General features: G+C 71.7%; 5 protein-coding genes (1 of these 5 cut by a window edge). All 5 read right to left on the reverse strand.

Annotation, left to right across the window (positions count from 1 at the left end; genetic code table 11):
- Window positions 1-7,673: the 5' end (the start) of a type I polyketide synthase gene (locus ACIG5F_RS13320; protein ID WP_396517897.1), read on the reverse strand. Its footprint begins 14,872 nt before the window's first position; the window shows 7,673 of its 22,545 coding nt (coding positions 1-7,673); its start codon is at window positions 7,671-7,673; its stop codon lies off the left edge, out of view.
- Entirely contained in the window at window positions 7,670-17,089 is a 9,420-nt protein-coding gene (locus ACIG5F_RS13325) for an SDR family NAD(P)-dependent oxidoreductase (RefSeq protein ID WP_396517898.1), read from the reverse strand. Before ACIG5F_RS13325 ends, ACIG5F_RS13320 begins: the two co-directional genes overlap by 4 nt.
- Before the next feature lie 178 nt (window positions 17,090-17,267).
- Entirely contained in the window at window positions 17,268-18,491 is a 1,224-nt protein-coding gene (locus tag ACIG5F_RS13330) for a cytochrome P450 (RefSeq protein ID WP_396517899.1), read from the reverse strand.
- Window positions 18,491-19,726: a macrolide family glycosyltransferase gene (locus ACIG5F_RS13335; protein WP_396517900.1), complete on the reverse strand. Its 1,236-nt coding sequence runs from the start codon at window positions 19,724-19,726 to the stop codon at window positions 18,491-18,493. The genes ACIG5F_RS13330 and ACIG5F_RS13335 overlap by 1 nt, the downstream gene beginning before the upstream one ends.
- On the reverse strand, window positions 19,723-20,934 hold the full coding sequence (locus tag ACIG5F_RS13340) for a macrolide family glycosyltransferase (RefSeq protein ID WP_396517901.1): 1,212 nt from the start codon (window positions 20,932-20,934) through the stop codon (window positions 19,723-19,725). The genes ACIG5F_RS13335 and ACIG5F_RS13340 overlap by 4 nt, the downstream gene beginning before the upstream one ends.
- Window positions 20,935-20,948 lie beyond the last annotated feature (14 nt).

The raw sequence follows: 20,948 nt of genomic DNA on the forward strand, positions 1-20,948 counted from the left end.
TTGGCGGGCTTGGCATCCGCCACCGGACGCCAGGTGACGCGGTGCCGCCACTCGTCGACCGTCGAGCGCACGGGACCGTCCACAACGGACTTGATCCAGTAGTGCCTGCGGTCGAAGGCATAAGTCGGCAGATCGACGGGCCGGCCGGTCAGCTTCCAGTCGACGTCCACACCGCGGACGTAGGCCTCGGCCAAGGACAGCAGCCACCGCTGCGGGCCGCCGTCGTTGCGGCGCAGCGTGCCCACCGCGACCGCGTCGACACCGGCCTCGTCCAGCACATCCTGAACGCTCATGGTCAGCACCGCGTGGGCGCTGGTCTCGATGAAGAAGCCGTAGCCCTGCTCGGCCAATACCCGCACCGACTCGGCGAACCGGACCTGGTGCCGCAGGTTGCGGTACCAGTAGGCGGCGTCGAGCTCGGTGGTGTCGGTGATCCAGTCGTTGGTCACGGTCGAGAAGAACGCCGTGGACGCCTGGACAGGCGTGACGCCGGCCAGCGCGGTCAGCAGCTCCGACTCGATCGCCTCGACGTGATCGGTGTGCGAGGCGTAGTCCACCGGGACCATCCGCGCCCGGCCGTCGTTGGCCTCGACCGTCGCCTGGATCGAGAGCAGCCCCTCCGGCGAGCCGGCCACCACGACCGAACGCGGGCCGTTGGTGGCGGCGATGGAGACGCCCTCGACCAGCAGCGGCTCGACCTCGGCCACCGGCAGCGCGACCGACATCATGCCGCCCAGGCCGGCCAGCGAGGCGGCGATCACCTGGCTGCGCAAGGCAACGATCTTCGCCGCGTCGTCCAGCGACAACGCGCCGGCCACACAGGCGGCGGCGATCTCGCCCTGCGAGTGGCCGATCACCGCGTCCGGCTGCACGCCGTGCGAACGCCATAGCGCGGCCAGCGACACCATCGTCGCGAACATCACCGGCTGCACGACGTCGACCCGCTCCAGGGCCTCGGCGTCGGACAGCACCTCGGTCAGCGACCAGTCCACATAGGACGACAGCGCCGCCTCGCACTCGGCCATCCGGGCCGCGAACACCGGCGAGGTGGCCAGCAGCTCGGTGGTCATGCCGACCCACTGCGAACCCTGACCGGGGAAGACGAACACCTTCTTGCCCACGACATCGGCGACACCGTGCACCGCCGTGGCGGCGAGGTCCCCATCGGCGAACCGGTCCAGCACCGACGCCAGCGCGTCGTGCTCCTGCCCCACCGCGACGACGCGGTGGTCGAACTGCGCCCGCGTGCTCAGCAGCGAGAACGCGATGTCGGCGACGTTGTCCTCGGGGAAGGCGGCCAGCTTGCGGGCCTGCTGGCGCAGCGCGGCATCCGACTTCGCCGACAACACCAGCGGAACCGGCTGGGGCACCGGCTCGCTGGCCGGCGTCTCCTTGACCGCCGGGGCCTGCTCGATGATCACGTGCGCGTTGGTGCCGCTCACGCCGAACGAGGAAATGCCGGCCCGGCGCGGACGGCCGGTCTCCGGCCACGCCCGCTGCTCGGTCAGCAGCTCAACCGCACCCTCGGTCCAGTCCACGTGCGTGCTGGGGGTGTCGACGTGCAAGGTCTGCGGCAGCACACCGTGCCGCATGGCCATGACCATCTTGATGACGCCGGCAACACCGGCCGCAGCCTGCGTGTGGCCAATGTTGGACTTGATCGACCCCAACCACAGCGGCTCGTCGCGGTCCTGGCCATAGGTGGCCAGAATCGCCTGCGCCTCGATCGGGTCGCCGAGCGTGGTTCCGGTGCCGTGCGCCTCCACAGTGTCCACATCGGACGGAGTGAGGCCGGCGACCGCCAAGGCCCGGCGAATCACCCGCTGCTGCGACGGGCCGTTCGGGGCCGTCAGACCGTTGGAAGCACCATCCTGATTGACCGCGGAACCCTTGACCACAGCCAAGATCTGGTGGCCGTTGCGACGGGCGTCGGACTGGCGCTCCAGCAGCACCATGCCCACGCCCTCGGAGAACCCGGTGCCGTCGGCCGCGTCGGCGAACGAGCGGCAGCGGCTGTCGGCCGACAAGCCCCGCAGGGTGGAGAACTCGACGAACAACTCCGGCGTGGACATCACGGCCACACCGCCGGCCAGGGCCAGCGAAGACTCACCGGACCGCAGGGCCTGCATCGCCAAGTGCATGGCCACCAACGAAGACGAGCACGCGGTGTCGACCGTGACCGCCGGCCCTTCCAGGCCGAAGGTGTAGGAGACGCGGCCGGAGGCGATCGACCCGGTGTTGTGATTGCCCTCGTACTCGTGGTACATGAGGCCGGCGAACACGCCGGTGTCGCTGCCGCGCAACGTTTTCGGGTCGATGCCAGCCCGCTCGAACGTCTCCCACGCCGTCTCCAGCAGCAACCGCTGCTGCGGGTCGACGGTGAGCGCCTCGCGGGGTGAGATACCGAAGAAGCCGGCGTCGAACTCCCCGGCGTCGTAAAGGAACCCGCCGCCGCGGACGTGGGTGGTGCCGGGGTGGTCGGGGTCCGGGTGGTAGATGGCGTCCAGGTCCCAGCCGCGGTCGGTGGGCATGCCGGAGATGGCGTCGACGCCGCCGGTCACCAGATTCCACAGGTCCTCGGGCGAGCCGACCCCGCCGGGGAAGCGGCAGGCCATGCCGACGATCACGATCGGGTCGTCGTCGGCGGCGGCCAGCGGCGCCGCCTCGACGACCGTCCGCTCCCCCTCCAGCATGGTCAGCAGGTGGCGGGCCAGCACGGCCGGGGACGGGTGGTCGAAGACCAGCGTGGCCGGCAGCTTCAGGCCGGTGGCGGCGGTGAGCTGGTTGCGCAGGGTCACCGCGGTCAGCGAGTCGAAACCGAGCTCACGGAAGGCGTTGTCGGGCCGCACGGCCTCGGGGCTGGCATGGCCGAGCACCGACGCCGCGTGCTCACGGACCAGGTCGAGCAGCGCCTTGCCGCGCTCCTCCGGGGCGAGGGCGGCGATGCTGCGCGCGAAGGCCGAGCCCTCAACCGTGGCGGCCTTGGCCGTGCGACGGGTAGTGGTGCGGATCAGGCCGCGCAGCAGGTGCGGCACGTCCTTGATCCGGAAGTCCAGCGCCACCGGGACGAGCAGGGCCCGGTCGGCGCCCAGCGCGGCGTCGAACAGCCGCATACCGTCCTCATTGGACAGTTGGTTGACCCGCATCCGGGATTTCTCGGCGGTGTCCAGATGCCCGGTCATGCCGCTGGCCTGCTCCCACAGGCCCCAGGCCAGCGAGACACCTGGCTGGCCGTTGGCCCGGCGGTGCTGGGCCAACGCGTCCAGGTAGGAGTTGGCGGCGGCGTAGTTGCCCTGGCCGGGGCCGCCGAACACGCCGGCGCCGGAGGAGAACAGGATGAAGGCGTCCAGGTCGCCGGTCAGCTCGTGCAGGTTGCGGGCGGCGTCGACCTTGGGCCGCAGCACGGTGTCCAGCCGCTCCGGCGTCAGCGCCGTGACGATGCCGTCGTCCAGCACGCCGGCGCTGTGCACGACGGCCGTCACCGGGTGCTCGGCCAGCAAGGCCGCCAGCGCCTCCCGGTCGGCGGCGTCGCAGGCGGCAATCGTTACCGCAGCACCGAGTTCGGTGAGCTCTTGCTCCAAAGTGGACACACCGGGGGCGTCCGGCCCGCGACGGCTGGTCAGCAGCAGGTTGCGCACACCGTGTTCGGTGACGAGATGCTTAGCCACCAATGCGCCGATCAGGCCGGTGCCGCCGGTGATCAGGACCGTGCCCTCGGTGTTCCAGGTGAACTCGTCACCGGCGTCGGCGCGGGCCAGGCGCGGCATGCGAAGTTCGCCGCTACGAATGGCGATCTGCGGCTCACCGGTCCTCGCCGCCGCGTCGACCGCCTCGCGGGAAACCGGCTCCTCGTCGATGTCAACCAGGGTGAATCGGCCGGGGTTCTCGTTCTGGGCCGAACGGAGCAGGCCGAGCACGGCCGCCCCCATCAGGTTCGGCACGTCCTCGTCCGGGCCGACCGCGACCGCGCCCTTGGTGACCAGCACCAGCCGGGACTGCTCGTCGGCGAGCCATTCCTGGGCCAGGGCAAGGGCTTCGTACAGGTCCTCCGGCGCGTCCCGGACCACGTACTCGGAATTGTCGTCGGCCGAGACGGCCGGGACCCACTCCACCTCGTACAGCGAGTCGACACGCTGGCGCAGCCCGCCCTTGGGCAGCGGCCGCGACACGATGCGCTCGACCGACACCACCGGAGCGCCGGTCTCGTCGGCGCCCAGCACGCGGCCGTCCGGCGTGACGTGCACGCGAAGGGCGTTGGCGCCGACGGCATGCAGGGTCACGCCGGTCCAGGCGAAGGGCAGCGCGACCTCGTCGACCTCGTCGATCAGGTACGAGTGCAGGGAGGCGTCGAGCAGCGCCGGATGCACGCCGAAGCGGGCGGCCAGGTCCTGCTGCTCCTCGGGCAGCCGGATCTCGGCGTAGATGTCGTTGCCCGAGCGCCATGCGGCACGCAGGCCCTGGAACACCGGGCCGTAGCCGAATCCGGTCTCGGCCAGCCGGCCGTAGATGTCGCCGAACTCCACCGGCGTCGCGCCGGCCGGCGGCCACACCGACAGGTCAAAGGTGCTGGTCGGAGCGGTCGCGGTGAGGGTGCCGGTGGCGTGCCGCGTCCACGGCACGTCCTCGCTCTCGCGGGAGTTGATCGTGACGGCCCGGTTGCCGGACTCGTCGGCCGCGGTCACCGAGACCTGGAGCTGGACGCTGCTGTGCGCGGGCAGCGTCAGCGGGGTCTCCAGCGCGAGGTCGGCCAGGTGCGCGCAGCCCACCTGCTCCCCGGCGTGCAGGGCCAGCTCGACAAAAGCCGTGCCGGGCAACAGAACCGTGCCGAGCACGGCGTGATCAGCCAGCCAGGGATGGGTGCGGGTGGAGATACGGCCGGTGAAGACCAGACGGTCGTCGTCGGCCACGGCCATGGCCGCGCCCAGCAGCGGGTGGTCGGTGGCCCGCAGGCCGGCCGACGTGACGTCGGCGCGGGCGGACTGCTTGAGCTCCAACCAGAAACGCTCAAGCTGGAAGGCGTAGGTCGGCAACTCGGTGCGGCGCGCGTCGACGCCCGCGAACACGGCGTCCCAGTCCAGCTTGAGGCCGAGGGCGTGGGCCTCGCCCAGCGAGGTAATCCAGCGCTGGCGGCCGCCGTCGTCACGACGCAGCGAGCCGAGGACGACCGAGTCGTCGTCCAGGGTCTCCCGGAGACCGAAGGCCAGCACCGGGTGCGGGCTGGACTCGATGAAGTAGCGGTGGCCGCTCGCGGCCAATGCCTGGGCCGTCTTGGCGAACCAGACGGTCTGGCGCAGGTTGGTGTACCAGTACTCGGCGTTCAGGCCGGTGGTGTCGAACTCCTCGCCGGTCACCGCCGAGTAGAACGGCACCTCGGCCGCGCGCGGCCGGATCGGGGCGAGGATCTCCAGCAGCTCCTCGCGCAGCGACTCGACCTGGGCCGAGTGCGAGGAGTAGTCCACCGGGATCGCCTTGGCCCGGTCGATCGTGGCCAGCACGGTGGCCAGGCCGTCGGGATCGCCGGAGACGACGACCGAGGACGGCCCGTTCACCGCCGCGATCGACACGCCATCGGGCAGCTCGATCTGGTCCACCGGCAGCGGCACGGACACCATGCCGCCCTTGCCGGACAGAGCCAGAATCGCCTTCGAGCGCAGGGCAACGACCCGCGCGGCGTCCTGAAGGGACAGTGCGCCGGCGACACAGGCGGCGGCGATCTCACCCTGCGAGTGGCCGACCACGGCCGACGGTTCGACCCCGAACGACCGCCACAGTGCGGCCAGCGACACCATCACCGCGAACAGCACCGGCTGCACGACGTCGACCCGCTCCAGCGCCTCGGCATCCCCGAGGACGTCCAGCAGCGACCAGTCGACGAACTCGGACAGCGCCTGCGCGCACTCGTCCATGCGGGCGGCGAACACCGGGTAGGCCTCGATCAGGTCGACGGCCATGCCGACCCACTGCGAACCCTGGCCCGGGAAGACAAAAGCGACCTTGCCCCGGCCCAGCGCGCGGCCGCGCAGCACCCGCGGCGACGGTGTCGCGCCGATGACCGCGTCCAGGGCCTCGCGGAACTCGTCACGGTCCTGGCCGATCAGCACCGCGCGCTCGTCGAACGCGCTACGGGTGGTGGCCAGCGAGAAACCGATGTCCGCCACCGAGAAACCGTCGTCCAGCGCGTCCCGCAGCCGCCGGGCCTGATCGCTGAGCGCCTGCTCGGTCCGCCCGGACAGCGGCCAGGGAATGACACCGTGGGGTTCAACCCGCTCCGGCTCGTCGACCGCCGGCGCCTGTTCGATGATCACGTGCGCGTTGGTGCCGCTGACGCCGAAGGAGGACACACCGGCCCGGCGGGGCCGGTCGGCCCGGGCCGGCCACGGCACCTGCTCGGTCGCCAGCTTGACCGTGCCGGCGCTCCAGTCCACATGGGACGTCGGCTCGGACACGTGCAAAGTCTTGGGCAGCACGCCGTTCTGCAACGCCAGCACGATCTTCATCACGCCGGCGACCCCGGCCGCGGCCTGGGTGTGGCCGATGTTGGACTTGATCGACCCCAGCCACAGCGGCCGCTCCTGGTCCCGGTCGCGGCCGTAGGTCGCGATCAGCGCCTGCGCCTCGATCGGGTCGCCCAGGGTGGTGCCGGTGCCGTGCGCCTCGACGACGTCCACTTCGGACGCCGACAGGTTGGCGTTGTTCAGCGCCTGCCGGATGACCCGCTGCTGCGACGGGCCGTTCGGGGCCGTCAGGCCGTTGGACGCGCCGTCCTGGTTGACCGCGGATCCCTTGAGCACGGCCAGAATCGGGTGGCCGTTGCGCTTGGCGTCGGACAGCCGCTCCAGCACGACCATGCCGACGCCTTCGCCCCAGCCGGTGCCGTCGGTGTCGTCGGAGAACGCCCGCACCCGGCCGTCCTTGGACAAGCCGCGCTGCCGGGAGAAGATCGAGAAGATCGTCGGCGTGGACATCACCGTCACACCGCCGGCCAGCGCCAGCGAGCATTCGCCGGACCGAAGTGCCTGCGCGGCAAGGTGCATCGCCACCAGCGACGCCGAGCACGCCGTGTCCATCGTGACCGCCGGGCCCTCGAACCCGAAGGTGTAGGAGAGCCGGCCGGCCATCACCGAGGCGTTGTTGCCGGTGGCCTGATAGGCCTCCGTCTCCTCGACGGCCTCCGCCGCGAGCAGGCCATAGTCCTGGCCGTTGGTGCCCGTGAACACGCCGACCGGGCCGCCCTTGAGCGAGTGCGGGTCGATGCCCGCCCGCTCCATCGCCTCCCACGACGTGGCCAGCAGCAGCCGCTGCTGCGGGTCCATCGCCACCGCCTCGCGCGGCGAGATGCCGAAGAACCCCGGGTCGAACTCCGCCGCGTCGTCCAGGAAGCCGCCCTGGTCCACATAACTGGCCCCGACCCGGTCCGGATCCGAGTCGATCAGCGTCTCCAGGTCCCAGCCCCGGTCCGTCGGGAACCCGGACATGGCGTCCGTCCCGTCGGCCAGCAACCGCCACAGGTCCTCCGGAGTCCGCACCCCGCCCGGGAACCGACACGCCATGGACACGATCGCGATCGGTTCCCTCGCCGCGTCCACCAGTTCGCGGTTCTGCGCGCGCAGCGTCTCGATCTGCTTGACCGCGGTCCGGAGCGCTTCGACGACCTTCGCCGTCGGCTCAGTCATGGCTGGTTCCCTTCGGAGAGCTGGTGCGCGGCGAAGTCGCCCTGCACCAGGCGCATCAGGCTGTCGGCGTCCATCTCGTCGATCGAGTCGGCGATATCGGCCTGGCCGGCGGGGGCGGGCTGGGCGTCCGGGTCGGCCAGTGTGAGCAGGGTGTCGAGCAGGCCGGCGTCGCGCAGTCGTTGCAGCGGGATCTCGGCCAGGGCCTTGCGGGTCCGGGTCTCGAGGTCGTCGAACTGGTCGCCGGCCTCGTCGGGGAAGAGCTCGACGAGGAGGCGTTCGGCCAGTGCGGCCGGGGTGACGTGGTCGAAGACGACGGTGGCGGGCAGGGACAGGTCCGTGGCGGCGCCGAGGCCGTTGCGGAGTTCGACGGCCATGAGGGAGTCGAAGCCGAGCTCACGGAAGGCGCGGGTGGGCTCGACGGCGGTGGCGCTGGCGTGGCCCAGGACGACGGCGGCGGTGCCGCAGACCAGGTCCTCCAGCACGCGGATCCGCTCCGGCCGGGCCAGTCCGGTCAGGCGTTCCCGTAGGGCGTCGGAGCTGACCGCCGGCCCGCTCGGCTCATGCACGACGTCGAACAGGTGGCTGGTGCGGGGACCGGTGAAGGTCGGGACGAAGCGCTCCCAGTCGACGTCGACGATGATCGGCCGGACCTGGCCGTGATCGACGGCAAGGCGCATCGCGGCGGCGGCGCGTTCCGGGGACATGGGCACGACGCCGCTACGGCGGTGTCGGGCCATGATCGCCTCGTCGGCCATGCCGCCGCCGGCCCACGGGCCCCAGGCGATGGAGACGGCCGGCAGACCGGCGGCCCGGCGGCGTCCGGCCAGCGCGTCCAGGGCGCTGTTGGCGGCGGCGTAGTTGCCCTGGCCGGGCGTGCCCACGACCCCGGACAGCGAGCTGAACAGCACGAAGGCGTCCAGGTCGAGGTCACGGGTCACCTCGTCCAGCACCTCGGCCGAGGTCACCTTCGAGCGCAGCACGTCGACAAAACGCTCCGGTGTCAAGGCATCCACCACGCTGTCGGCCAGGACGCCGGCGGTGTGCACGACCGCGGTGAGCGGCTGCTCCGACGGGATCGAGGCCAGCAGCTCACGGACGGCGTCCGCGTCGGCGACGTCGCACGCGGCCACGGTCACCCGCACACCGAGCTCGGTCAGCTCCGCTTCCAGTTCGGCCGCGCCGTCGGCGGCCGGACCACGCCGGCTGACCAGCAGCAGGTGCTCCGCACCGCTACCGGCCAGCTGCCGGGCGACGTGGCCGCCGAGCGCGCCGGTGCCGCCGGTGACCAGCACGGTTCCGTGCGGCTGCCACGGCTTGGCCACGGGTCCGTCCACAGTGGATAGCGTGATGCGCGGGGCGAACACGCCGGCGGCGCGAATGGCCAGTTGGTCCTCGCCGCCGGGGCCGGCCAGCGCGCCGATGAGGCGTTCGGTCGCCCGGTCGTCGAGCACCTCGGGCAGGTCGATCAGTCCGCCCCACTGCTGCGGGTACTCCAGCGCGATCACCCGGCCCAGGCCCCACATGCCGGCCTGCGGCAGGCTGCTCAGCGGGTCGCTGTCGTCGACGGCGACCGCGCCCTGGGTCAGGCACCACAGCGGGGTGGTGCGGCCGGCGTCGCCGGCGGCCTGCACCAGGGTGAGGGTCCGGGCGACGCCGGCCGAGACCTCGGGGTGGTCCGGGTCGGCCTGGTCGTCCAGGGCCAGCAAGGAGATCACGCCGGTCACCTCGCCCGGCAGCTCAGCCAGCCGGCCGGCCAGGGTCTCGCGGTCGACGTCGCCGACGACGAGCGGGACTACCTCGCCGAGCCGCTCGCGCAGCTGCTTGGCGACCGAGCCGACCACGCCGCTGTCCAGCTCGTGCTCCGGCACCGCCAGCACCCAGGCGCCCGACACCGGGGCACTTGGGGCGCTGTTGACCGGGGTCCAGGTCAGGCCGTAGTGCCAGTTGTCCACAGTGGACCGGCCAACCGGCTTGGCGTTGATCCAGAAGCGCTCGCGCTGGAACGCGTAGGTCGGCAGGTCGATCAGCCGGCCGGAGATCAGCTTGAGCCAGTCGACCTTGATCCCGCGGACGTGCAGCCCGGCCAGCGCGGCGGTGGCCGCCTCGACCTCGTCACGGTCGCGGCGCAGCAGCGCGACGGAACCCTCGGCCATGGCCGCCAGGACGCCGTCCGGCCCGACCTCCAGGAAGGTGGTCACGCCCTGAGCCCGCAACGTGGTCACGCCGTCGTGGAACCGCACGGCCTCACGCACGTGCCGCACCCAGTACTCGGCGTCGAACTCGGCGACCAGCTCGCCGGTCAGGTTCGACACCACGGAAATCCGAGGCTGGGCGTAGCTGATGCCCTCGGCGATCGCACGGAACTCGTCGAGCATCGGGTCCATCAGCGGCGAGTGGAAAGCGTGCGAAACCTTGAGCCGCTTGGTCTTCTCGAACCTCGCGGCCACCGCCAGCACCGCGTCCTCGTCGCCGGAGACGACGACCGAGTCCGGCCCGTTGATCGCGGCGATGGACACCTTCTCGGACAGGTACGGCAGAACCTCGGCCTCAGTGCCCTGGACGGCCACCATCGCGCCGCCCTCGGGCAGCGCCTGCATCAGACGACCACGGGCGGTCACCAGCCGGCACGCATCCGCAAGGCTCAGTACGCCAGCGACATGTGCGGCCGCCAACTCGCCGATCGAGTGCCCCACCAGGAAGTCCGGCTTGACGCCCCACGACTCCAGCAGACGGAACAGGGCAACCTCGATGGCGAACAAAGCCGGCTGCGTGTAGCCGGTCTGGCTCAGGTCAGCGGTGCCGTCGAACATCGCGCCGCGAAGATCCCCATCCAGGTGGGCCAACACCGCGTCCAGCGCCTCGGCGAACACCGGGAAGGCCGCGTACAGCTCGCGCCCCATGCCCACTCGCTGCGACCCCTGACCGGAGAACATGAACGCCGTCAGGCCATCCACGGCTGCGCCGGTCACCACCCCCGGCGCGGGCCGGCCCTCGGCGAAGGCGCGCAGCGCGTCGGCACTGAACACCACGGCGCGGTGCTCGAACGACGTCCGCGTCTTCACCAGCGAGTAGGCGACGTCCGCCAGCTCCTCACCGTCCACAATGGATGCGAGTCGAGCGGCCTGGCCGCGCAGGGCCTCCTTGGTCGCACCGGACAGCACCAGCGGCGCGAAGGCCGAGCGCTCAACGGCCGTCTCCTTGACCGCCGGGGCCTGCTCGATGATCACGTGCGCATTGGTGCCGCTCACACCGAACGACGAGATGCCGGCCCGGCGCGGACGACCGGTCTCCGGCCACGCCCGCTGCTCGGTCAGCAGCTCAACCGCACCCTCGGTCCAGTCCACGTGCGTGCTGGGCGTGTCGACGTGCAAGGTCCGCGGCAGCACACCGTGCCGCATGGCCATGACCATCTTGATCACACCGGCAACACCGGCCGCAGCCTGAGTGTGGCCGATGTTGGACTTGATCGACCCCAACCACAGCGGCTCGTCGCGGTCCTGACCGTAGGTGGCCAGAATCGCCTGCGCCTCGATCGGGTCGCCCAGCCGCGTGCCGGTGCCATGCGCCTCAACGGCGTCCACATCGGACACATCCAACCCAGCGGAAGCCAGCGCCCGGCGGATCACCCGCTGCTGCGACGGGCCGTTCGGGGCCGTCAGACCGTTGGAAGCACCGTCCTGATTGACCGCGGAACCCCTGATCAGGGCCAGCACCCGGTGGCCGTTCCGCTTGGCGTCCGACAGCCGCTCCAGCAGCAGCAGGCCGACGCCCTCGGACCAGCCCGTGCCGTTGGCCGCGTCGGCGAAGGACTTGCACCGGCTGTCGTTGGCGAGGCCGCTCTGCCGGCTGAACTCGATGAACATGTCCGGCGTCGGCATCACGGTCACACCACCGGCCAGCGCCAGCGAGGACTCGCCCGAGCGCAGCGACTGCGCGGCAAGGTGCATGGCCACCAGCGAAGACGAGCACGCCGTGTCGACCGTGACCGCCGGCCCTTCCAGACCGAAGGTGTACGACACGCGGCCGGAGGCGATCGAACCCGTGTTCTGGTTGCCCTCGTACTCGTGGTACATCAGGCCGGCGAACACACCGGTGTCACTGCCCCGCAACGACTTCGGGTCGATACCGGCCCGCTCGAACGTCTCCCACGCCGTCTCCAGCAGCAACCGCTGCTGCGGGTCCATGGTGATCGCCTCGCGGGGGCTGATCGAGAACAGGCCCGGGTCGAACATCGCGGCGTCGTGCAGGAAGCCGCCCTCACGGGTGTACGTGGTGCCGGGCCGCTCGCCGGTCGGGTCGTAGCTGCCCTCGACGCCCCAGCCGCGGTCGCCGGGGAACAGCGACACCGCGTCCACGCCGTCGGCGACCAGCCGCCACAGGTCCTCGGGCGAGCTGACACCGCCCGGGTAGCGGCAGGCCATGCCGACGATCGCGATCGGCTCGTCCGAGGACACTTTGGCCCGCACGGCCTTGGCCTCGGCCGGACTGTCCCCGACCACCTCGGCCAGCAGGTGCTCGGCCAGCACGGCCGGGGTCGGGTAGTCGAACACCAGCGTCGCCGGCAGCCGCGCGCCGACCCGCTCGCTCAACCCGTTGCGGAACTCCACCGCCAGCAGGGAATCGAAGCCCAGCTCGGTGAACGCCCGCTCCGGAGCGATCGCCTCCGGGCCGGCGTGGCCGAGGACCGTCGCCGCCTCCTGCCGCACGACACCCAGCACGACGGCCAGGCGCTCGTCGACGGGGACGCCGGTCAGCCGCGCGGCCAGCGCGCCGGCGGCCGCCTGCCCGGCGACCCGCCGCCGGGCTCGGACCAGACCACGCAGCATCGCCGGCACCCGGTCGGGGCCGAGGTCGTTCAACGCCTTGACGTCCAGGCGAATCGGCACCAGCGCGGCGTGTTCGCTGCCGGTCGCGGCGTCGAACAGGGCCAGGCCCTGCTCGATCGACAGGCCCAACACGCCGCCGCGGTTGATCCGCGCGGTGTCGACGGTGTCGGCCATGCCGCCGTCCCACATGCCCCAGGCCAGCGAAACCGCAGGCAGGCCAAGGGAACGCCGGTATTCGGCCAGCCCGTCGAGGTAGGCGTTGGCCGCGCCGTAGTTGGCCTGGCCGGCGTTGCCGATGACCCCGGTCGCCGAGGAGAACAGCACAAACGCCTTGAGGTTCAGGTCCTTGGTGAGCTCGTGCAGGTTCCAGGCCGCGTCCACCTTCGGCCGGAACACCGTGTCCAGCCGGTCCGGCGTCAGCGCGGACAGCACACCGTCGTCGATGACGCCGGCAACGTGCACCACCGCGGCCAGGTCGGGGCGAATCACCGCCGCCAGCTGGTCCCGGTCGGCCGCGTCGCAGGCGACGATCTTCACCGTCGCGCCGAGCTCGGTCAGCTCACGCTCCACAGTGGACGCACCGGGCGCGTCCGGGCCGCGACGGCTGGTCAGCACCAGGTCGCGAACCCCGTGCGCCACAACCAGGTGACGAGCCAGCTGCGCGCCCAAGCCACCGGTGCCGCCGGTGACCAGCACCGGGCCGTCGAACACCGCCGCCGGCTCCGGCACCGCCACCCGGGCCAGCCGGGCCGCCAACAGCTCGCCGTCCCGCACCCGCAGTTCCGACCGGCCGGAGCCGATGATCCGCGGCAGCAACGCCTCGACGTCCACCCCCGGCTCGGCGTCCACCAGCACGAACCGGTCCGGGTTCTCCAGCTGGGCCGACCGGACCAGGCCGGCCACCGCCGCGCCGGGGAGATCGCCGCGGGTCACCACGACCACCGGCTCGCCGGCCTGCAACCGCGCCAACGTCGCATACGTGGCCGTGCGGACCGAGGTCACGTCCGGCTCGAACACCGTGTGCTCCGGGGCCACGGCCTCGGCCGTGTCCGTGACCGGCGCCCACTCGACGGCGAACAGCGAGTCACCCGACCGCCGCGCGCCGACCTCGTCGGTGTCAACCTGCCGCAACGCCAACGATTCCACCGACACCACCGGCGCACCGGTCGGGTCGGCCGCCCACAGCATGGCCGTGCCGTCGCCGGTCGGCTTGAGCCGCACCCGCAGCGCGGAAGCGCCGGTGGCGTGCAACGAAACCGATTCCCAGGCGAACGGGATCGCCGCCCGCTCGGTGTCCGGCCGCGTCAGGCGGAAGGCGTGCAGGGCGGCGTCCAGCAGCGCCGGATGCACCCCGAGGCCGTCGACCTCGGTGCCCTCCGGCAGCGCGACCTCGGCGAACACCTCCTCGCCAACCGTCCACGCCGCCCGCATGCCCCGGAAAACCGGGCCGAACACCGCGCCGACCTCGGCCGCCCGGTCGTACCAGCCGGTCAGGTCCACCGGCTGCGCCCCGGCCGGCGGCCACTCCGTCAGCTCGAACGACTCGGCCGATCCGGTGCCGAGAACCGCCGTGGCGTGCCGGATCCACGACTCGTCGGAGCCCTCGGCCCGCGAGTACACCGCGGCCTGGTTCGACTCGTCGACCACGACCTGGACCGCCACGCCGCCCCGATCGGGCAGCACCAGCGGCGCCTGCAACGTCAGCTCCTCGACCACGTCGCAGCCGACCTGGTCGCCGGCCCACAGCGCCAGCTCGACGAAACCCGTGCCGGGGAACAACTTCGTGCTGCCGATCACGTGATCGGCCAGCCACGGCGTGGCATCCACCGACAGCCGGCCGGTCAGCACGATCCCGCCGACCTCCGGCCGGTCCAGGGCCGCGCCCAGCAGCTGGTGCCCGGTCGACTCCAGACCCGCCGACCGAACGTCGCCGGCCTTGCTGCCCGTGGCCAGCCAGAAGCTCTGGTGCTGGAAGGCATACGTCGGCAGGTCGGCCGGCCGGGCGTCGATGCCGGTGAAGAAGGCCGTCCAGTCGACGTCCACGCCGAGGGCGAACGCCCGGGCCAGGCCGGCGACCAGCTCACGCTCCTGCGAACGCTCACGCCGTTGCATGGCAACAACTGAAGCCGCACGCGCGCACGAAGCGGCCATCCCCGACAGGACGGCGTCCGGCCCGATCTCGATGATCCGGGTGGCCTCGGCGTCTTCGAGCTCCCGCACGCCGTCGGCGAAGCGAACCGCCTCGCGCACGTGTCGAACCCAGTACTCCGGTTCGGTCCAGCGCCCGCCGCCGGCGGAGGTCGTCACCACCGGGATTCGCGGTTCGCTGAAGGAAAGCCCCTCGGCGACCTGGCGGAACTCGGCCAGCATCGGCTCCATCAGCGGCGAGTGGAACGCGTGCGAAACCTGGAGCCGCTTGGTCTTCTCGAACCGGGCCGCCACGGCCAGCACGGCCTCTTCGTCGCCGGACAGCACCACGGCATCCGGGCCGTTGACCGCGGCGATCGACACCCGGTCGGTCAGGTATGGCAGCACATCGGCCTCGGCCGCCTGCACCGCCACCATCGCGCCGCCCTCGGGCAGCGCCTGCATCAGCCGACCCCGAGCCGACACCAGCGCGCAAGCGTCCTCAATGGACAGAACGCCGGCCACGTGCGCGGCGGCGAGTTCGCCGACCGAGTGCCCGAAGACGAAGTCGGGCTTGACGCCCCACGACTCCAGCAACCGGAACAGCGCCACCTCGAAGGCGAACAGCGCCGGCTGCGCGAAAGCCGTCTGGTTCAACACTGCCTGGTCCGTGCCCCACACGACATCGGCCAGCTTCGGGTCCAGGTGGGCCACCACCTCGTCCCACGCGGCGGCGAACGCCGGAAACGTGGCGTGCAACTCGCGCCCCATGCCGACCCGCTGCGCGCCCTGGCCAGTGAAGGCGAACGCGGTCTGCCCGGTCAACCGGACCACGGGACGGCTCTCGCCAGAGGCGATCGCCGCCAGGCCCTCGGACACGGCGTCGCTGAGCACGACCGAGCTGAAGTCGAAGGCGGACCGAAGGGTCGCGAGCGTGAAGGCGACATCGACCGGGTCGGCGTCCACGCCCGTCAGCCGCGAAGCCTGCTCCGCCACCGCTTCCGGCGACTTGCCGGACAGGACAAGGGGAACCACCCGCGTCGTCGGCGTGCGGGCCGGCTCCTCCTCGGTCACGGCGGGCGCCTGTTCGAGGATCACGTGCGCGTTGGTGCCGCTGCCGCCGAAGGACGACACGGCGGACCGCCGCGGCTCCTCGCCGTCGGCCGGCCACGCCATCGACTCGGTCACCAGCTGCACGTGGCCGGCCGACCAGTCGACGTGCGGGGTCGGTTCCTCGGAGTGCAGCGACTTGGGCAGCACCCCGCGCTGCATCGCCAGCACCATCTTGATGATCCCGGCCGCGCCCGAGGCGGCCTGGGTGTGCCCGATGTTCGACTTGATGGTGCCCAGCCACAGCGGCCTTTCCTCGCTGTGGTCCTGGCCGTAGGTCGCCAGCAGCGCCTGCGCCTCGATCGGGTCGCCCAGTGTGGTGCCCGTGCCGTGCGCCTCGACGACGTCGATCTGCGCGCCGGTCAGCTTGGCGTCGGCCAGCGCCTGCCGGATCAGCCGCCGCTGCGACGGGCCGTTGGGCGCGGTCAGGCCGTTGGACGCGCCGTCGGAGTTGACCGCGCTGCCCCGCATCACGGCCAGCACCTTGTGCCCGTTGCGCTGCGCGTCGGAAAGCCGTTCCAGCACCAGGACGCCGACGCCCTCGCCCCAGCCGGTGCCGTCGGCGTCGGCCGAGAACGGCTTGCAGCGGCCGTCGGCCGCCAGGCCCCGCTGCCGGCTGAACTCGATGAAGTTGCGCGGCGAGCCCATGACCGTGACCCCGGCCACCACCGCGAGCGTGCATTCGTTACGGCGCAACGCCTGCGCCGCCGTGTGCGCGGCGACCAGCGCCGAGGAGCACATCGTGTCCACGGTCATCGTCGGCCCCTCGAGGCCGAAGCTGTAGGCGACCCGGCCGGCCACGGCCGCGATGCTGGTGCCCAGCAGCAGATGCCCTTCCACGCTGTCCCGGTCGGCCACCTCCCCGCTGCCGTAGGCCTGGTCGCTGACGCCCACGAACACGCCCGTCCGGCTGCCGCGCAGCTCGGCCGGCACCAGCCCGGCCCGCTCGAACGCCTCCCAGGTGGCTTCGAGCAGCACCCGCTGCTGCGGGTCCATCGCCAGCGCCTCCCGCGGCGAGGAGCCGAAGAAGTCCGCGTCGAACCCGGCCGCGTCGTCGAGGAAGGAGCCGGCCAGGGTGTAGGTGGTGCCGATGTGCTCGGGGTCGGGGTCGTAGAGGCCCTCGATGTCCCAGCCCCGGTCGGTCGGGCACTCCCCGACCGTGTCGCGCTCGTCGACCAGCAGCTGCCACGCCTGTTCCGGAGTCGTCACGCCGCCGGGCAGCCGGCAGCTCATCGACACGATGGCGATCGGCTCGTTCTGCCTGTTCTCGCTCTCCCGCAGCTGCCGCCGAACCTGGCCCAGTTCGGCCGTGACCCGCTTCAGGTAGTCACGGAGTTTCTGCTCGTTCTCCATCTGAAGTCAGCTCCTTGGGGCAGCCGGTGCGAACGTGGCCTTCTCGCCACCGACACAAACGCGGGAACAGGGAGGGCAGGGCGGCAACGCTGGCATGGCCGCAGTATCACGCCGGCCCCACTGGTGCGGGGCCGGCGTGAAGGTGGGCTCTAGCAGGATCACTACAGACGAGGCATGGTCACGAGTCCCAGGTGACCATCAGCTTGTGCACCCCGTAGTGCACGAGGTCGCCGCCGGTGGGCACCTCGCTGGCCGGCGTGGCCAGGCGCAGCGTGGGGAAACGCTCGAACAGCATGCGGTAGCCGACCTTCAGCGTCATCCGGGCCAGGTTCTGGCCCAGGCACTGGTGCACGCCGTGCCCGAAGGCGACGTGCCCCTGGGTGGACCGGCAGATGTCGAGCCGGTCGGGGTCCGGGAACTTGTCGGGGTCGCGGTTGGCGGCCGGCAGGCCCACCGCCACGGTCTGGCCCTTCTTGATCAGCTGCCCGCCGATCTCCACGTCCTCCAGCGCCGCCCGGCTGGCCCCGAACTGGGAGATCGTCAGGTAGCGCAGCAGCTCCTCGACGGCGTTGTCCAGCAGCTCCGGCTCGGCTTGGAGCCTGGCCAGCTGGTCGGGGTGCTCCAGCAGCGCGAACACCCCCAGCGCCAGCATGTTGCCGCTGGTGTCGAAGCCGCCGCCGAGCACCGTCCACAACAGACTGACCAGTTCCTCGTCGGTCACGTCCGGCAGCCGCACCAGCGCGCTGAGCATGTCGTCGCCGGCCGGCGCGGCCTTGGCGTCCTCGACCAGCTTGGTCAGGATCACCGGCAGCTCGATGATGGCCGCCATGATCTCGTCCATGGTGTACGAGGTGCGCGCCACCATGGCCAGGTGGTCGACCGCGGGCTGGCGCGCCCACTCCGGCACCCCGACCAGCTCGCACATCATGTCGATGGGGAACGGGTGGGCGAAGGCGGAGACCAGGTCCACCGGGCCGCCGGCGGCGGCCATCTCGTCCAGGTAGCGGCCGGCCACCCGCTCCATCAGCGGTTCGAGCTCCCGCACCCGGCGCACGGTGAAGTGGCCGGTGAGCATGCGCCGGTAGCGGCCGTGCTCGGGCGGGTCCATGGCGATGAACGCGCCGGGCGCGGCCGGGGTCGGCTCGTACTTGCCGTCCCCCAACGGAACCGGCGACGGGATGGCCAGCGAGACCAGTTCCTTGCGGTGGCTGAACCGGTTGTCGGCCAGCACCTCGCGCGCGTGCTCGAGGCTGGTCACCAGCCAGCCGTCCTGCCCGTCCAGGCTGACCGGCATCCGCATCCTGCTGACGGGGCAACCCCGTTCCCGCAGTTCCCGGTAGACCTCGGGCGGATCGAACGGAGTGACGCGCTCGGTGGGCAGCCCGTACATCGGTTCGTCCATCATCGCCCTCCCTTGGCGCGGGCTTCGAGGGTGTCGGCGGCCAGCCGGACACCGCCGCTGTCGCGCACGACATCGCGCATCGCCGCCACCCGGCCGTGCAGCTCGGTGTCGTCGACCAGCTCCAGCGCGAGCTCACGCAACGCCTGCGGGCTCACCTGTTCCTGGGACAGCACCCGGGCTAGGCCGAGCTGGTCGAGCCGGTCGGCGTTGAGCTTCTGCTCGCCGTGATGGGGCACCACGATCATCGGCACGCCGTGCCACAGCGACTGCAACACGGTGCCCATGCCGCCCTGGCACACCATCAGGCTCGCGTGCCGCAGCACGTCGTCGAGCGGAATCCACTGGTGCACCTCGACGTTGTCGGGCAGCTCGCCCAGCTCGTCGGGATTCACCTTGTTGCCCATGGTCATCACCACGTGCCACGGCAGGTCGGCCATGGCCCGCATGGTGTCCTGGAAGAACTCCGGGCCACGGTTGACCGTGGTGCCCAGCGACACCAGCACCACCGGCCGGCCGTTGTCCGGCGGCCGCCAGCCCTGGTCGGTCGACGACTCGCTGAGCAGGGAGCCGACGAAGACGTGGCTGTCGCCGAAGGTGTCGCCGGCCGGCTGGAGCTCCCGGGGCACGAAGACCAGGCTGAACTCGTCGAAGCCCTCCAGCAGCCCGTCGATCGCGTCCGCCGGCACGCCGTAGTGGCTGGAGTGCTTGTCCAGCAGGCGGCCCAGCTCGACCAGGCCGGGGTGGTCGGGGTCGATCTCGCCGACCTCGGTGCCGCCCTCGCCGGCCACCTTGCCGCCGTCGGCGGCCATCGAGAAGTGCTCGTTGGACGCGAAGGTGGCGATCATCTGGACCACGTTCTCGCGGGCCCGCCAGGTGGTGAACCGGCCCGGCGCCCACAGGGTGGTGTCGTAGGCGATGACGTCGGGCCAGTCCCGCGCGAACTCGGCGTCGATGCCGGGCGCGACCGCCATGGTGTTGTTCACCAGGTCGGTCATCATCCAGCACACCTCGTCGACGGTGAACCAGTCCTTGGCCGGCCGGGTCTCCAGCTCGGCCCCGTAGAGCACGGCCCGGGCGCCGGTGGCCTCGACCCGCTCCTGGAAGGCCGGCGAGGTGAAGCACGTGACCCGGTGGCCGCGGCGGACCATCTCCGCGACCAGGGGCAGCATCGGCGGGGTGTGCCCGTGCGCCGGGTAAGGCAGGAAAGCGACGTGCAGTCGCCGGGAATCGCTCATGGCAACACCGCCTCGACCGCATCGGCCGCCGCGGGCGCGCCGCCGGCGGCACGGATGTCCGCGCTCAGCTGCTTGGCCCGCTGCTGGGCCAACTCGTCGGCGGCCAGCTCGTCGACCGCCGCGCGCAGCCGGGCCGGCGTGACCTCGGTCGGCGCGATCTTGCGGCCGACGCCGAGCGCCACCACCTGGTCGGCGATCAGACCCTGCTCCGCGAGCTTGGGCAGCACGACCGGCGCGACCCCGTTGCTCAGCGCCTCCATCACGCTTCCCATGCCGCCGTGAGCGAGGAATGCCTTGGCGTGCTTGAGGATCTCCGGCTGCGGGATCCACGAGTGGACCTCGAAGTGCGCCGGCAGCGGGCCCAGGTCGGCGACGTCGATCCGCTTGCCGACGGCCATCACCACGTGCCACGGGGAATCGGCGAAGGCGGTGACGCAGTCCCGGTAGAACTGCAACCGGTTCTCGTAGTCGTGGCTGCCCATGGTGATCAGCAGCAGCGGGCGGCCGTCGGTCGGCGGCGTCCAGTCGGTGTCGTCGTGCCGGCCGCCCTCGTCCAGCGCCGGGCCGACAAACGCGTAGCTGTCGTCGAAGTGCTCCTGCCCCAGCTGGAACGACCGCGGCAGGTAGACCAGCACGGCCTTTTCGTTGCGGGCGGCGAACTCCTCGATCGGCACGTCGTGCTCGGCCAGCGTGGCCGGCGTGATCTTGGCCATCTCGGCCAGGTCCGGGTGGTTCGGGTCGATGTCCACCGGGAAGTCGGCCGACATGCTCGCGTACGGCGAGTACAGCTCGTTGGCCGCGAACGTCGTGCAGGCCATCACCGCCGGCACGTTCCACTTGCGGGCCAACAGCTTGCCGGCGTGCATGGCGACCTGGTCGTAGATGATCAGGTCCGGCCGGTCGTCGGCCAGCCGCCGCTCGGCCACCGACAGCGGGGCGAAGCCCTCGTCCACCTGGAACCGCAGCGCCTTGTAGACGACCTCCGGCGTCATCACGGCCGGGATCCGCTCGGTCGACCAGTCGACCGGCGCGGACGAGACGTAGGCGACCGGGGTCGCGCCGGTCGCGGCCACCGCCTCGTGGTAGTTCTCCGGCACGAAGTAGGTGACCCGGTGCCCCCGGCGCACCAACTCGGCGACCACCGGCAGCGACGGGTTGACGTGCCCGTGCGCGGGGAAGTTGAACACCGCGATGTGCTTGCCCGCCATGGAGGTTCCCCCTT

Origin of the sequence: Kutzneria sp. NPDC052558, from assembly GCF_044547355.1 — a bacterium.
In the GTDB taxonomy this organism is placed as follows: Bacteria; Actinomycetota; Actinomycetes; order Mycobacteriales; family Pseudonocardiaceae; genus Kutzneria.

Excerpts from the sequence above, each read along its gene's own strand:
- ACIG5F_RS13325 (WP_396517898.1), bottom strand. The coding sequence starts at position 17,089 with ATGGAGAACGAGCAGAAACTCCGTGACTACCTGAAGCGGGTCACGGCC.
- ACIG5F_RS13330 (WP_396517899.1), bottom strand. The coding sequence starts at position 18,491 with ATGGACGAACCGATGTACGGGCTGCCCACCGAGCGCGTCACTCCGTTC.
- ACIG5F_RS13335 (WP_396517900.1), bottom strand. The coding sequence starts at position 19,726 with ATGAGCGATTCCCGGCGACTGCACGTCGCTTTCCTGCCTTACCCGGCG.
- ACIG5F_RS13340 (WP_396517901.1), bottom strand. The coding sequence starts at position 20,934 with ATGGCGGGCAAGCACATCGCGGTGTTCAACTTCCCCGCGCACGGGCAC.